The sequence below is a fragment of the Bacillus spongiae genome (assembly GCF_037120725.1).
Lineage (GTDB): Bacteria > Bacillota > Bacilli > Bacillales > Bacillaceae_K > Bacillus_CI > Bacillus_CI spongiae.
On the sequence record NZ_JBBAXC010000001.1, the window covers coordinates 124,829 to 140,338 of the forward strand.

General features: G+C 35.9%; 12 protein-coding genes. 9 read left to right on the forward strand and 3 right to left on the reverse strand.

The window, feature by feature from the left end; all coding sequences use genetic code 11:
* The first annotated feature begins 126 nt into the window (after positions 1-126).
* The 3 genes from WAK64_RS00570 to WAK64_RS00580 all read left to right on the forward strand — a co-directional run bounded on the left by WAK64_RS00570 (position 127) and on the right by WAK64_RS00580 (position 2,324).
* Positions 127-696 (forward strand): cupin domain-containing protein, encoded by a 570-nt coding sequence (locus tag WAK64_RS00570; RefSeq protein WP_336584975.1) that lies wholly within the window; start codon positions 127-129, stop codon positions 694-696.
* Between the two features lie 321 nt (positions 697-1,017).
* On the forward strand, positions 1,018-1,500 hold the full coding sequence (locus tag WAK64_RS00575; protein WP_336584976.1) for an NUDIX hydrolase: 483 nt from the start codon (positions 1,018-1,020) through the stop codon (positions 1,498-1,500).
* Positions 1,501-1,565: 65 nt separating this feature from the next.
* Entirely contained in the window at positions 1,566-2,324 is a 759-nt protein-coding gene (locus WAK64_RS00580; protein WP_336584977.1) for an AAA family ATPase, read from the forward strand.
* Positions 2,325-2,557: 233 nt separating this feature from the next.
* On the opposite strand, the gene rnhC is transcribed toward WAK64_RS00580, so the two are convergent.
* Positions 2,558-3,478 (reverse strand): ribonuclease HIII, encoded by a 921-nt coding sequence (gene rnhC, locus WAK64_RS00585; RefSeq protein ID WP_336584978.1) that lies wholly within the window; start codon positions 3,476-3,478, stop codon positions 2,558-2,560.
* A gap of 111 nt (positions 3,479-3,589) precedes the next feature.
* Between rnhC and zapA the strand changes: the two genes are divergently transcribed.
* The 5 genes from zapA to WAK64_RS00610 all read left to right on the forward strand — a co-directional run bounded on the left by zapA (position 3,590) and on the right by WAK64_RS00610 (position 9,025).
* Positions 3,590-3,850, forward strand: a complete 261-nt coding sequence (zapA, locus tag WAK64_RS00590; protein WP_336584979.1) for a cell division protein ZapA — start codon at positions 3,590-3,592, stop codon at positions 3,848-3,850.
* Between the two features lie 7 nt (positions 3,851-3,857).
* Positions 3,858-4,403, forward strand: coding sequence for a CvpA family protein (locus WAK64_RS00595; RefSeq protein ID WP_336584980.1), 546 nt, complete (start codon positions 3,858-3,860; stop codon positions 4,401-4,403).
* An 87-nt stretch (positions 4,404-4,490) separates the two neighbouring features.
* Positions 4,491-6,218, forward strand: a complete 1,728-nt coding sequence (gene polX, locus WAK64_RS00600; protein ID WP_336585279.1) for a DNA polymerase/3'-5' exonuclease PolX — start codon at positions 4,491-4,493, stop codon at positions 6,216-6,218.
* A 19-nt stretch (positions 6,219-6,237) separates the two neighbouring features.
* Complete coding sequence (locus tag WAK64_RS00605) at positions 6,238-8,595, forward strand: endonuclease MutS2 (RefSeq protein ID WP_336584981.1); 2,358 nt, start codon at positions 6,238-6,240, stop codon at positions 8,593-8,595.
* 16 nt (positions 8,596-8,611) lie between these two features.
* Positions 8,612-9,025: a DUF350 domain-containing protein gene (locus tag WAK64_RS00610; RefSeq protein ID WP_419465875.1), complete on the forward strand. Its 414-nt coding sequence runs from the start codon at positions 8,612-8,614 to the stop codon at positions 9,023-9,025.
* A gap of 255 nt (positions 9,026-9,280) precedes the next feature.
* Here WAK64_RS00610 and WAK64_RS00615 read toward each other — a convergent pair whose 3' ends face one another.
* On the reverse strand, positions 9,281-11,335 hold the full coding sequence (locus WAK64_RS00615; RefSeq protein ID WP_336584982.1) for a DUF4179 domain-containing protein: 2,055 nt from the start codon (positions 11,333-11,335) through the stop codon (positions 9,281-9,283).
* A gap of 343 nt (positions 11,336-11,678) precedes the next feature.
* Positions 11,679-13,751 carry a DUF4179 domain-containing protein gene (locus tag WAK64_RS00620; RefSeq protein ID WP_336584983.1) on the reverse strand — a complete coding sequence of 691 codons (2,073 nt, stop codon included), beginning with the start codon at positions 13,749-13,751 and terminating at the stop codon, positions 11,679-11,681.
* 671 nt (positions 13,752-14,422) lie between these two features.
* Here WAK64_RS00620 and WAK64_RS00625 point away from each other — a divergent pair.
* The gene (locus tag WAK64_RS00625; RefSeq protein WP_419465879.1) at positions 14,423-15,310 is read left to right on the forward strand and encodes a DMT family transporter; all 888 of its coding nucleotides are present in this window, start codon (positions 14,423-14,425) and stop codon (positions 15,308-15,310) included.
* Positions 15,311-15,510: the final 200 nt, after the last annotated feature.

Genomic DNA, 15,510 nt, shown 5'->3' on the forward strand with positions numbered 1-15,510 from the left:
GAGGCTAATAAAATATAGGATGGGTTTAGGTAAGAAGGTTAAGGGTTCCATTCGTAATAATCAGAACATCCGTCATGTTTGTTCATATTTTAATAAGGAGTTAAATGAATGAAAGGGGGTAAATGAATGACGAATCCAACGTCGGGATACATTACTGATAATCGGAACTTAACAGGAAAAGGGACGCCAAACTTATTTTTTGATATAGAAAAAAGTATTTTATTTGAACGTAATCCAGAAAATATTGCTTTTCTCTTAAGCTCCACCCAAATGCCAGCCATGATTGGAGGGTCGATAGCAGATCTTCGGTTGTCAAAAGGATTCATTCGTGAGCCACATTGGCATACAAATGCGTGGGAATTAGTTTATCTTATATCAGGTGCAGCAACCGTTAGTGTTTTAGATCCAACAACAAATAAAAGGCAGACGTTAAAGCTTGCGAAAAGGGGAGAGACAGTATTCATTCCAATGGGATATTGGCACTGGATTGTAGCAGATGAGGATAACACGAATCTACTCTTATTTTTTAACAATGATCAGATTCAAACTCAAGAAGGCTCTACAATGCTCACAAGAACTCCCCTCGAAGTTTATGAAAATGCATATAATATTAACCCGAAAAAAATGGAAAAAGCACTCAAACCAATAGAGGGAACAGAGGGTGTTATTATTGGACCGCCTGATAAAAATACGTAAAACATAAGGCGATGAACAGGTGTCAAGTTATCATGAGCGTTACTTCGTGCGTGTCGACTTGACTCCTCCATTGAAATATTTATAAAGGAAAAAACATCCAACCAACAGAAAGTTCAATGCTATAATGGAACCGTGAACGTTATGAAGTATGTCTGATTTACATAAGAATTATTGGCTAGAAGAGAGGAAGCAATCTATAGGTATTGAAGAGAATCGACGTTTGTAAAACGTAAGATTCAAAAAGGATTCCTTGTAATAGTTGAAGAGAGAAATGATCGATGTTTCATCGTTACCATTTAATAAATGAAGGGGGTAATATAGATGGGGTACATAGAAGAGTTAAGAGCAGTGGTTGGAACACGACCACTTATTTTTGTGGGGGCTGTTGCTATTCTCATAAATGAAGAAGGAAAGATTCTTTTACAACAGCGAAGACATCCAAACGGTGCTTGGGGGATTCCAGGAGGCCTAATGGAACTAGGTGAATCCACTGAGGAAGTCGCCATTCGTGAAATATTTGAAGAAACGGGACTCGCCGTTCGAGATTTACAGTTAATCAATGTTTATTCTGGTTCAGATCAGTTTATCGTGGCTGAAAATGGGGATGAATTTTATGTTGTGACAGTGGCTTATTACTCTAATGAATTTGAGGGAAGCTTACAAGTTGATTCTTCTGAATCAATTGCGATGGCGTTTTATGCTCCTGAAGAGCTACCAAATTCTATCGTAAAAAGTCACCGACTTATATTGAATGAATTTTTTAAGAAATATTATAATGAATTACCAGTTCAAATGAAAAAATAAAAGGATTAAATGAAATCGTATAGAAAAAATAAAGTGCTAGACTGCAAGAAGGGAGGAGCTTTTTTATGATCCTGTCGGACGCAACAACATATATTAAGGCGGTTCAGTTGAAAAAGGAAGCTATTCATTCGTATGACGAATTTCCACTCAATTTACCTGTGATTCAAACATTTGAAGAAATCACCTTTCACCCAAATGTTACATTTATTATTGGAGAGAATGGGATGGGGAAATCAACCTTTTTAGAGGGTATTGCACTTTCATTAGGATTTAATCCTGAAGGGGGCTCACGTAATTTTAATTTCTCTAGCTATGACTCTCATTCTAACTTAGAAGATTTTCTTCGAATAGCAAAGGGAGTAAATCGTCCAAAAGATAGTTTCTTTTTCCGAGCAGAATCCTTTTACAATGTCGCGACGAATATAGAAGAGCTAGATAAAGAGGTATTTGGGCCTAAAATTATTGATGCTTTTGGTGGGAAATCGCTTCATGAACAATCGCATGGCGAATCCTTTTTTGCTACGTTTATTGATCGATTTCAAGGGGAAGGATTATATATTTTAGATGAACCTGAAGCTGCACTTTCCCCATTAAGACAAGTCTCATTGCTTGCAAGAATCGACGAGCTAGTAAAGGAAGGTTCACAGTTAATCATCTCAACGCATTCACCTATCGTAATGGCCTATCCTAATGCAAAAATTCTCCAAATTACGGAGGATAGTATGAAGGAAGTAGCATTAGAAGAAACGAGCCATTATGTGCTGATGAAGCAATTTTTTGACGATCGTGAACGGCTATTGTATCACCTCTTTCAATCGAAGTAGTGAAGGTGATGGATGGAAGAGGTTGTTGATGTGAGGCAATAGTTGTTTGATTTATTTGCGTGCTCTATTAAGACATCAGTGAGATAAGTGTGGAAAAAATAAAGATGCACTAGCTCACTTTACTGCGCATTAGGAATTTTGACAGCTAGAAAAGGGAAAAGCCGCACTGAAGTGTTAATAAGTGTTGCGGCTTCTTTATTTTGAATTTTACTCGATGTTAGCTATGTAGGCAGTTAAAGAAGTCTCTTTGCCTTTTCGGTATTAGCAAAATGAACCTTCGTATACTCCCAAAGTGCTTGCTCGCCTTTTGCTCGAATAAGCCGGGCTGCTGCTTTATCGACAATTGGCCCTGCTCCTTTAGGTAACGTAAACCCTATTTTTGCGGATAACTTATCCCATTCTTTCAAAAAGGCGTACCGAGCAAGAATGGAAGCAGCAGCTACTGCTAAATGGACACTTTCACCCTTTGTACTAAAGTATACGTCTTCCTTGCACACCTCCTTTTGCCCTTTAAGGTGACGGAAATATACCTCTTTTTGTGCGAATTGATCAATTAATATCGCATCAGGTCTTACGGGGTCTATTTTTCTTTGTAAATTTAGGAGTGCCTTATTATGAAGAATGGCTTTCATCTTTCCTTGTGTCATTCCTTTCTTTTGTAGCTCATTGTATTTTGGGTTCGGTAAAATGAGTAATGAGTACGGGATGACGTGAAGGATGTCTTGAGCAATTTTGACAATTCGCTCGTCCTTCAAATTTTTAGAATCTTGAACGCCTAATTCTTTAATTAATGGAATATTCTCTTTCGATACATAGGCACTGACGACGGTCATAGGACCAAAAAAATCTCCTGTCCCTACTTCATCGGACCCGATTACGGATAAAGTGGAGAAGTTTTGCGGGAGAGCAGTGGAAGCTTTTGGGGTGGACGACCCTTTTGTAGGTTGAAGAGCATCCCCCCATTTTGCTGCCTCCTCTGTATGATGGCCACCTTGAAACAGAACCTTTCCAGATTGATAAGCAGTAATGGTACAACCATTTATTTTAGCCATAAACAACGTATTCGGTGGCTGTTTTTCCGTCAGGTGAGGTTGATAGGCTACTTTTAGTTTGTGAAGAGTAGCGGTATCACATTTAATCACTGTATTACTCAATTAAATCGCTCCTTTTCGTTATACGACTCTATCAGACAAAAATCTTTTCCAAATCTCTTATTTTCATGGTATCATATTGTTTAGGATTCTGTAGATTGGAGGGCTATTAAATTGTCGGAACAACAAAAAAACCGCACAACAGTTGATATTTATGGAACCCAGTATGTCATTGTAGGTACTGAATCTACAAGTCATGTTCGTTTAGTTGCGTCAATGGTGGACGACAAAATGAGAGAGATTAGCTCTAAGAATCCTTCGTTAGACATCAACAAGTTAGCAGTCCTCACTGCTGTAAACGCTGTACATGATTATCTTAAATTAAAAGAACAGATAGAACAATTAGAGGAAGAAGTAAAAAAAATAAAGGACTGAAGAAGTCATGTTGGATTTAATTTTACTAATTATTTTTGTGATATCATTTTTAATTGGTTTGCGTCGTGGTTTCATTTTACAGCTTATACATATGACTGGGTTCATCGTTGCGTTTGTAATTGCCTATATATATCACGGAGACCTGGCGCCTAAATTAACACTATGGATCCCTTACCCCGCGTTAGATGATCAATCAACATTAAAAATGATTTTTGATACAACAAATTTAGATGGAGCTTATTATCGAGCAATTGCTTTTGCCCTTATCTTTTTTTCGGTGAAAATAGTGATGCAGATTATCGGTTCCATGCTTGATTTTTTAGCACATTTTCCGTTGTTGAAACAATTTAATTCTTTAGCAGGTGCTATACTGGGCTTTTTGGAAATATACTTAATTGTCTTTATTCTATTATATATTTCAGCACTTTTACCGATTGGGTTGATTCAGACGGCAATCAATGAATCTTTTATAGCCGAAATGATGATAAAACATACGCCAATTTTTTCTGACCAATTTAAAGAATGGTGGATTGAATACGTCTCGGCCCCTTAACTTCTCTATTATAATAGAGAAGTTTTTCTTTTGTTTTCTCTTTCTGATACTATAGATAAGAGAAGAAGTTCAGCGATAGGAGTGAAAATCGTGAGCGTGAATAAAAAGAGCATCATTCGTCTGTTAGAACAAATTGCTATTTATATGGAATTAAAAGGAGAAAATCCTTTTAAAATATCCGCTTTTAGAAAAGCGGCGGCATCCTTAGAAAACGATGACAGGTCGCTAAGTGAAATAAAGGATTTTACGAAAATAAGCGGGATTGGAAAAGGGACAGCTGCTGTTATTAGCGAATACATACAAGAAGGTACGTCATCAGTTTTACTAGAATTACAGCAGGAAGTCCCAAAAGGATTAGTCCCATTACTTCAGCTTCAAGGTTTGGGTGGAAAGAAGATAGCTAAGCTCTACAAAGAGCTTGGGGTGGAAAACATTGAGGATTTAAAGAGGGTATGTGAAGAAGGAAGGGTTCAAACTCTTTCTGGATTTGGAAAAAAAACTGAAGAAAAAATACTAGCTGCCATTGAAAAAGTAGGCTCACGCCCAGAACGACTCCCAATCGCTTATGTAACCCCTATTGCGGAGAAGCTGGAACGAAAGCTTAACGAAGTGAAGAGTATTCAAACCTTCTCGCGTGCAGGAAGCTTTAGACGTCTTAGGGAAACCGTTAAAGACTTAGATTATATTATTGCAACCGAACAACCTCAAGAAGTGAGGAACGAATTACTTTCATTTGAAGCAGTAAAAGAATCGATTTCAAACGGAGATACAAAGATCTCTTTAGTGTTTGACTTTGACTACGAAGTATCAGTGGATTTTAGACTTGTGAAACCAGAAGAATTCGCAACGGCCCTTCACCATTTTACTGGATCGAAGGATCATAACGTTCGAATGAGACAACTCGCGAAGGAAAGAGGAGAGAAAATTAGTGAATATGGAGTGGAAATCATCGAGACAGGTGAGATTCTTACCTTTGCAGAAGAAGCTGATTTTTTCGCACACTTTGATCTTCCGTGGATTCCACCAGAACTTCGTGAAGATGGAACGGAAATAGATGAAACCGCTAAATGGGAAGGCTTAATTCATTCAGGTGACATTAAGGGCGATCTTCACATGCACTCGACGTGGTCGGATGGCGCCTACTCCATTGAAGAAATGGTGAATGAATGCAGAAGACTTGGCTATCAATATATGGCCATTACCGACCACTCTCACTATTTAAAAGTAGCAAACGGATTATCACCAGAGCGGGTTCGTCAGCAAATAACAGAAATTCGAAGGCTGAATGATAAATACGAAGATATTTTAATATTGGCAGGAATAGAGATGGATATTCTGCCAGATGGAACATTGGATTATGATGATGAATTATTAAATGAATTAGATATTGTAATAGCCTCCATTCATTCAAGCTTTTCACAACCACGAGAAACAATCATGAAACGACTAACGACAGCGCTTGAAAATGCTCACGTCGATATCATTGCGCACCCAACAGGACGATTAATCGGACGTAGAGAAGGTTATGATGTCGATATGGATATGCTTATTGAGCTTGCAAAGAAAACCAATACCGCTTTAGAACTTAATGCGAATCCGAATCGACTTGATTTATCGGCCAAAAATATACAAAAGGCTCAAGAGGCTGGTGTGAAGCTAGTGATTAATACTGATGCTCATAGTACAGAGCATTTTGCGTTTATGGAATTAGGCATTAAAACAGCGAAAAAGGGCTGGGTGTTATCAAAGAATGTCCTAAATGCTAGCTCGCCAAAGGAGCTCCTTGCATTCTTAAATAGAAATAACGACAGATAATAGGAGAAGGAAAACTGAAATGAATAAAAAGGTTTTAAGAACATTAGAATTTGATAAAGTAAAAGAACAACTCTTGGCGTTTGCCTCTTCCTCTCTTGGAAAAGAAAAAGTTGAGAATTTATTGCCTTCCTCTTCGTTAGAGGAGGTACAGAAGTGGCAAGCAGAGACAGATGAAGCCGCGACTGTCCTTCGCCTTAAAGGGCATATTCCATTAGGTGGGATTTTCAATATTCGTCCACATGTTAAACGAGCAGAGATTGGTGGAGTGTTAAGCCCACAAGAACTAGTCGAAACAGCGAGTACGATTTATGCGAGCAGAATGATCAGACAATTTATTGATCAGCTAGTAGAAGATGGAGAAGTTTTGCCTATCCTTGAGGAAAAAATACAAGGAATGGCGATTTTAACGCCACTTGAGAAGGAAATTAAAGAATCAATCGATGAAAATGGAGCAGTATTAGATAGTGCGAGCTCAAATTTAAAAAGTATACGCACACAATTACGTATGACAGAAAGTAGAATTCGTGAAAAACTTGAAGGAATGGTCCGTTCAAAAAATGCCCAAACGATGCTGTCAGACGCGATCATTACCATTCGTAATGACCGGTTTGTCCTTCCAGTTAAACAAGAATATCGAGGGCATTACGGCGGGATTATTCATGACCAGTCAGCCTCAGGACAAACCTTGTTTATTGAACCAGAAGCCATTGTTCAATTAAACAATAGCTTGCGCGAATGGAAACTAAAAGAGCAAGAAGAAATTGAAAAAATCTTATTAGAGTTAACGCTTAAAGTAAGTGACCATGCAGTGGAGCTTATCGAAGTGGTGAAGGTGCTCGCAGAGATTGACTTTATGTTCACAAAAGCAAAGTATGGGAAAACAATTAAAGGAACAAAGCCTATTATGAATGCCTCCGGTATAATAAAGCTTCATAAAGCTCGTCACCCACTGTTACCAATCGATGAGGCAGTTCCGAATGATATATACTTAGGGGAAGAATTTACGTCCATTGTGATTACTGGACCGAATACCGGTGGTAAAACGGTGACATTAAAAACAATGGGCCTTTGTACATTGCTTGCTCAAGCTGGCTTACAAGTGCCTGCACTTGATGGTTCTAGGCTAGCTGTGTTTTCAAACGTATTTGCAGATATTGGTGATGAGCAGTCAATTGAGCAAAGCTTATCTACCTTTTCTTCTCACATGGTTAATATTGTTCAAATACTCAAAGAAGTTACACATGATAGTTTAGTTTTATTTGATGAACTCGGAGCGGGAACAGACCCTCAAGAAGGTGCAGCATTAGCCATTTCTATTCTTGACACCGTGTATAGTAAAGGGGCACGGGTTGTTGCAACGACTCATTACCCTGAATTAAAAGCGTACGGTTATAATCGTGAAGGCGTTGTAAACGCTAGTGTAGAGTTTAGTATTGAAACGTTAAGTCCAACGTACCGATTATTAATTGGGGTGCCTGGGAGAAGTAACGCTTTTGAAATTTCTAATCGCCTTGGTTTACCTGAAGACGTGATTACCCACGCAAAAGGTCATATTGGTACAGATAGTAAACAAGTTGAAAGTATGATTGCATCTTTGCAGGATTCTAAACGAAATGCCGAAAAAGAAGAAAAAGAAGCAAGAGAGCTGATGCGTCAAGCAGAAAAGCTGCATAAAGATTTACAGAAGCAAATGATTCAGTATTATGAAAAAGAAGACGAACTGAATGAAAAGGCGAAAATCAAGGCAACTCAAATTGTTGAGAAGGCAAAAGAAGAAGCGGAAGAAATTGTTCGTGAACTTCGTCAGCTTCGCATTCAAAAAGGTGCTGAAGTGAAGGAGCATGAATTGATTTCAGCGAAGAAACGGTTGGAGGATGCTACACCACAAATTCAGAAAAAAGTGAAGGCAAAATCGTCACAAAAAACGGCACGAACGTTAAAGCCTGGAGATGAAGTAAAAGTACATTCATTTAACCAAAAAGGATCTTTACTTAAAAAGGTTTCTGATACGGAATGGCAAGTGCAAATGGGTATTATGAAAATGAAAGTGAAAGAATCAGATTTAGAATTTATTAAAGGTGAAAAAGTAGTTGAATCAAAACCACTGGCCACTGTTAAAGGGAAGGACTTCCATGTAGGGCTGGAGTTGGATTTACGTGGTGAGCGATTTGAAAATGCTCTAGTTCGTGTTGAAAAATATCTTGATGATGCTTTGCTAGCAGGATATCCTAAGGTATCCATTATTCACGGAAAAGGAACCGGTGCACTTAGGCATGGAGTGCAGGAATTCCTTAAAAATCATCGGTCTGTTAAACGAGTTCGACTCGGAGAAGCAGGTGAAGGTGGATCTGGAGTATCGGTGATTGAGTTTAAATAAGTCATAAGGAGAAAGAATGATGAAAATTTCATTTTGGGAAAATGGGTTGGTTCAAACGGCGGGATATTTTTCTGTCGTCATCTTATGCTTAGTCTTATTTTTGACGATTTTTGAAATCGTGACAAAATATCGAAACTGGGAAGAAATTAAAAAAGGGAATATGGCTGTTGCGATGGCAACAGGTGGTAAAATCTTTGGGATAGCGAATATCTTTTCTCACTCTATCGCTCAACATGACGGTTTTTTTAAAATGATTGGGTGGGGAGTATATGGCTTTTTCCTATTAATCATTAGTTATTTTATCTATGAATTTTTAACACCAAGATTTAAAATTGATGATGAAATTGCCAAGGATAATCGAGCAGTTGGATTTATATCATTAGTCATATCCGTTGGCTTATCTTATGTTATAGGAGCAGGAATTTCCTAAGGAGAGAAGAATATGGAAACATTGGCAAAAGTGTTAATTGCATTATGCGGTGTATTTATTGCAGTGGGAATTATTTATCTACTCTTTTTTGTATAGGGTTGAAAGAGTGTTCTTTCAGGCTGTCGACAAAGTCGGCAGCCTTTTTCATGGTTTAAAAAAATAACGGAATAATTAACGATTTTATTTTTATCATTTATATCTTCCGTATAGTTTATTCCATTCCAATGTTGGCTCTACTCAAAATACAAAGTTACATTAATCGATGGAAATATTCACTACATCATCAAGATATTTTGTTTGGATATACCTATTAATCTTTAGTTTTTTTGGAATGAATGACTCATCAGAATTATCATACGTGTAGTTTATTTCATGGCGTGTAGGAATAAATCTAAGTTTAAAAAACGTGTCAAAATCGTACGTAATTTCATCCTCTTCATATTTGTTTCCGTTTTTATCGTAATACGAATATTCCCAATTTGATAATTCCGTCCTAAAGTTATTTTTCTCATTTTCCGGTGTGATTTCAAAATCCAATTGATCATAGGTTCTACTTTCAGAAAACTCCTCAGTTATAATGATTTCTGTTGGATTCCCTACTGTAATCCTTTCAATAGAGATGTTGTTCCCTAAATATTGAAAGCTTTGAGGAAAGCCTTCTGATACATCAATCTCAAATGATTTGAAATGATCTGTAGATGACTGCATTGAGAAAAAATGAACGTTAAGTTCATGTAGTTTATCAAAATAAAGGGGCTCAAAGCTTGCTTGTGCAGTCATTCTATCTCCATTAAAAAGATTTGATGAAATATCCCCGTTAAATTGTGCATTCTTTTTCTTTGACTCAAGTCTATCAAATTGAATACCTTGAATTCTCATGTTTTCTTCACCACTGTGAAGGCTATACTCTAATAGTGTAATGGTTGGAGCAATGGTTAGTTTCTCAAATTTTATTGGAGTGCCGTCAATCTCTACTTCTTGATCTAATTTGTGTTCAATGGAAGAATGTTTTTTTACAGGAATGTTGAAATGCCAGTCCCCACTAGTGTAGTCCATCTCCGCGTATGCTCCTATCCCAATTGAGGAGTCATCAACGACCTTCTGAAGCTGAGTAACCCTCACTTCTAAAGTCTCTTGATCCGAAACAATTGGGGATAAACTAATGGTTCCTTTGTATACCTGTTTATTTTTGTTTTTTTCTTTTTCCCTCAATATATTTATAAAATACTGGTGAATCAGATCACTGTTTGTTAACTTATGTTGATTCTCAATCGTAATACCATCATTATAAGGATTCATCATATATTGATTTTCTCCTGTAGTATCTTCAATTTCATAATAGATAAGTGTCTGAAATTCATCAGCTATGGCGCTTTTAATCGTTACTTTTACCCCATTGCTTTCTTTTTCTAGGTTAAGCCGTTCACCTAAACCACTTTTATAATATTCGCGTAATAGTTCATCTTCTTGTTGTTGCCAGTCTTCCCAAGCATAATATACGCTTGTAAAACCATTTGTAACAAAACCTAGGAAAATCATAAGACAAGCAAAGGAGGAGGCCACAACCATCCATTTTGTCTTTTTCCTTTTTAAATTTTCTTTTCTTCTTTCCGTTTCAGCCACCTTATTTTTAACTTTCTCTATTAAATTATCAGGAATCGTGATGTCATCTGTTTTATTAGATAGAGAAAGGATTGTATCTTGAAAGGCAGACAATTCATGTCGACACCCTTCACACGTATGTAAATGGATTTCTAATTCAACCTTTTCTGGTCTTGGTAAGTTTTTTCCTAAATAATCGATAAATGTTCCTTGAACATTGGTACAGCTTTCTGAGGATTCTTTTTGAAGTAAATGTATTCCTGTAAACAGACGAGATTTTACCGTTTCAATCGAAACTTGAAGAATATGACTGACTTCATCTAGCGTAAAACCAAGTATATAGGCTAGCACAATGTGCTCTTTGTAGTGACTTTCTAGTTTACTTAATGAATGAATGATAGATTGTGAAGGCTCTGAAATGAGCAAGCTATTTTCCAGCCCATCTTTTGAAATACTTTGACATTCCTTTATGAAAATGGAGGCCATCCATGCTTCTAAATAGCGATCTTTTTTTTGACGATGAACCTTATTATGTACGGTTACAATCGCTTGATAAAAAGCTTCTTCCATTTCCTGAGTATTGCTCAAAAAAACGAATCCCGTATTATAAAATAGATGTTTTCGCTGTTCAAACCATGTAATAATTGCGTCCATATTCTTCTTTCTTATGTTTCCTAATAATATAGCATCTGCTTGCTCTACGATCATAATTACTGTCGCTCCTTTTAAAAATATGAAAACGTTGATTATGCATAGAAGGTTTATTCTTGAAAAAGGCCTCTTTTCTTTGGAAATGGTCTGGTAACTTAATTCTACAAGAAAAGGTCTTCCTTTTTCTACGTATTCATCCACAGAAAAGCTTCTTCCATAGTTGACAAGTAATCAATATAGTTTTTGGAAGCTATAAATAGAAAAATAGCCACTTTGATTCAAGAGTAATCAAAATGGCTAATTATCCATAGAAAATTTTTTTACTATTAGAGTATTTATGTCCTTTAAATAGTTAATTTCCTTTAAATAATAGCATGTATTTTAAGTAATAGTAGGCAATTTAATCTATGGAAATATTCACTACGTCATCAAGAAATTCTGAAGTACTATAGCCATAAATAATTATTTCTTCTGGAATAAATTGTTTGTCAGAAGATTTAGGGTATGAATATGTTAAATTGTGAGTTGTTGAAAGAAACCGAAGTTGAGAGAACGTCTCAGAATCGTATGATATTTCATCTTTTTCGTATTTGTTCCCATTTTTATCAAAATAAAATCCTTCCACCTCATGTTCAATGCTAAATCTCCCATCTGCCTCCTGTTCTGGTGGCTTTATATAAAAACCCAACCCATTATACGCTCTGCTTTCAGGTGGTGCATCTGTTAGAACGATTTCTGTTGGATTTCCTACTGTTACCTTGTCAATGGAAATGGTGTTCCCTAAGTATTGAAAGGTTTGTGGGAAGTCCTTTGAAACATCGATAGGGAATGTTTCTGAATGATCTGTATGGGTACCCATTACTAAGAAAGGAATTTTTAGGTCAGTTAGCTCTTCAAAATAAATTGTTTCAAAACTTGCTTGTGAAGAGGTACTATCTCCATTTAAATAGTTTTTTAAATGGTTCCCTTTAAATTGCGCTTTCTTTTTCCTTGATTCAAGGCTTCCAAATGTAAACTCCTTCCTTTTATTGTTTTCGTCAACATCAAAGCTATAGTCTAATAGCGTCACGGTTGGAGCTATAGTAAGTGTATCAAATGTAAATGGGATTCCGTTTATCTCCGTTTCTATATCTAATTCATGTGCAATGGAAGAGTGTTTTTTTACAGGAATGTCAAAACGCCAGTCACCCTGCGTAAATTCACTTTCCTCGTATGTATTCCTCCAAGCTTCAACTGCATTAGAGGATTGTACCACTTTCATAAGTTGAGTAAGTCTTAATTCCAACGTCTCATTGTCGGAAATAATTGGGTATAAACTAATGATTCCGTTGTATACGTTTTTATTTTGGTTTTTTTCTATTTCTTCAAAATGATTAGGGGGAAATATTTTCAATACATTTGTGTTCATTATCTCCTGTTCATTTTCAATCGTAACACCGTCATCATAATGGGGCACCACATATTGATTTTCACCTGTAGTATCCTCAATTTCATAATAGATAAGTGTCTGAAATTCATCAGCTATGGCGCTTTTAATCGTTACTTTTACCCCATTGCTTTCTTTTTCTAGGTTAAGCCGTTCACCTAAACCACTTTTATAATATTCGCGTAATAGTTCATCTTCTTGTTGTTGCCAGTCTTCCCAAGCATAATATACGCTTGTAAAACCATTTGTAACAAAACCTAGGAAAATCAAAAGACAAGCAAAGGAGGAGGCCACAACCATCCATTTTGTCTTTTTCCTTTTCAATTTTTCTTTTCTTCTTTCCGTTTCAGTCACCTTATTTTTAATATTCTCTATTAAACTAGCAGGTATCTGGATATCATCCGTTTTACTAGATAGTGAGAGGATTGTATCTTGAAAGGCAGCTAATTCATGCCTGCACCCCTCACACGTTTGTAAATGAATTTCTAATTCAATCTTTTCTGCTCTAGGTAAGCTTCTTCCTAAATAGTCGATAAATTTTCCATGAACATCTATACAGCTTTTTGGGGATTCTTTTTGAAGTAAGCGTATTCCTGTAAACAAACGGGATTTTAGCGTTTCTATTGACACTTGGAGGATATGAGCGACTTCATCCAGCGTTAAACCAAGTAAATAAGCTAGCACAATCGGCTCTTTAAAATGACTTTCAAGCTTACTTAATGCATGAATGAAGGATTGTGAAGTCTTACTTTCTTCCTCTGAAATTAGCACGCTATTTTCCGACTTTGTAATGCTTTGACATTCCTTTATGAAAATGGAGGTCATCCATGCTTCTAGGTAGTTATCCTTTTTTTGACGATGAACTTGACCATATACGGTTACGATGGATTGATAGAAAGCTTCTTCCACCTCCTGAGTGTTCCTCAAAAAAACGAAGCCCGTTTTATAGAATAGATGTTTTCGCTGATCAAACCATGTAATAATTGCGTCCATATTCTTCTTTCTTATGTTTCCTAATAACATAGCATCTGCTTGCTCTATGATCATAATTACTGTCGCTCCTTTGTAAACTATCAACATTCTCAATCAATCATGCAAAATAGGTGTATTTATTCATTTTCCATGGAAAAGGCTCTTTATTTTACTACAGTTATTCTCATCGATTTAGACGGAATAATATGGTCTATTAATGTAATGTTAATTATTTCAAAATGCTAAAAAATGTACAAGAAATAATTTCATTAACTAGAAGATAATATCAACCAGAGTATATATTTCTAGAAATGTTTAATAAATAAAATGGAAAATTTTTATAAAAAAGTTAATTTAATCTTGAACTATTTTAATAATGTTATATTATGATATATATTGATATGATTACCCTTTTATTATTGTGTATACATTAAATATATTTTCTTTCTTGATATAATGTGGACGCTAATGGAAGAAAGTTAAAAATTATCATAGTAGTAATGCCAAGGTTCTATGTCTTCTAATAAAGGTGTAATCAAAGGTTTTCACAAGTAAAATACAAAGCATATAAAGATATACCATTAATGGTTGATAGGCATCAGGGATTGATTATTCAGGCACCTGCTACCTTCAATATAAGGTGGGTGCTTTTCTTGCCGTTAATGAATTGAATTTATTATGAATGAGGGGGAATAGAGTTGGTTCAACAGGCTTTTAATAATAGAATATCGTTGCCTGCTTTAAAAATGATTTTATCAATGATCATTTTTGGTTCAGTGGGATTTTTCTCTGTACAAACAAATTTACCCTCAATTGAATTGGTATTTGTTCGGTGTATTTTTGCAACCGTCTTTCTAAGTTTATGTTGGCTAATAACGGGACAATACAAACAAGATAAATGGGAAATAAAAGAAGTTATTCAAATCCTAGTGTGTGGCTTTTTCTTAGTGTTTAATTGGGTATTTCTATTTAAATCCTTTGAAAACACTTCTATTACAATTGCGATATCAATTTACCACCTTGCTCCAATTATCGTACTTATAATTGGGAGTATTGTCTTTAAAGAAAAATTGACTATATTCTCTGTCGTGTCTATTATTATCTGTTTCGTAGGGGTTCTATTAATTGCTGGTATAGACAAAGATTTCTCATCCGGTTCATTACTTTCTTCCGGGATGATATGGGGGCTTTTGGCAGCACTATTTTATGCATTCACAACATTGTTTGGAAAAGGAATCAAAAACATGAGTGCTTATGCAGTGACCTTTTTGCAAACATTTTTAGGTATATTTCTTTTGTTACCTTTCATCGATTTTGCTGCATTTGAGGGGTTAACGCAAATAAATTGGACATACATTATTGCAACTGGGTTAATTCACACAGGTATCGTGTATTACCTATTTTTTGATAGTTTACGTGATTTGTCTACAAAATTAATTTCAATATTGGTATTTTTAGATCCAGCTGTTGCCATTTTGTTAGACATTCTCCTAATTGGATTTCGTCCTACTTTCATGCAAGTCACTGGCGTTACATTTATTTTTATCGGTATGGCTATATCCTTAAAAAAATCCAAAGGAGAAACCTCTAAAGTAAAAGAACAACGTATTGAAGAGGATGCTGGTGTATTATAATCATGAAGCAAAACCCCTTTACTTTTCTTGTCCTTCTATCCTGAACAGAATCAGTAAAAACACAGGGGGACAAGTTTCTTCTGTATGTTCTTTCCCTACAACAATGAAAGATTTATGTAAATCTAATGATTTATTTTGGGTTAATCTACTATTGATAGTAAACCATCTTTACGTCTTCTTTTATGTTAGGATCGCTACTT

Coding starts and splice junctions, on each gene's coding strand:
- WAK64_RS00570 (WP_336584975.1), top strand. CDS start 127: ATGACGAATCCAACGTCGGGATACATTACTGATAATCGGAACTTAACA.
- WAK64_RS00575 (WP_336584976.1), top strand. CDS start 1,018: ATGGGGTACATAGAAGAGTTAAGAGCAGTGGTTGGAACACGACCACTT.
- WAK64_RS00580 (WP_336584977.1), top strand. CDS start 1,566: ATGATCCTGTCGGACGCAACAACATATATTAAGGCGGTTCAGTTGAAA.
- WAK64_RS00595 (WP_336584980.1), top strand. CDS start 3,858: ATGTTGGATTTAATTTTACTAATTATTTTTGTGATATCATTTTTAATT.
- WAK64_RS00605 (WP_336584981.1), top strand. CDS start 6,238: ATGAATAAAAAGGTTTTAAGAACATTAGAATTTGATAAAGTAAAAGAA.
- WAK64_RS00610 (WP_419465875.1), top strand. CDS start 8,612: ATGATGAAAATTTCATTTTGGGAAAATGGGTTGGTTCAAACGGCGGGA.
- WAK64_RS00615 (WP_336584982.1), bottom strand. CDS start 11,335: ATGATCGTAGAGCAAGCAGATGCTATATTATTAGGAAACATAAGAAAG.
- WAK64_RS00620 (WP_336584983.1), bottom strand. CDS start 13,751: ATGATCATAGAGCAAGCAGATGCTATGTTATTAGGAAACATAAGAAAG.
- WAK64_RS00625 (WP_419465879.1), top strand. CDS start 14,423: ATGATTTTATCAATGATCATTTTTGGTTCAGTGGGATTTTTCTCTGTA.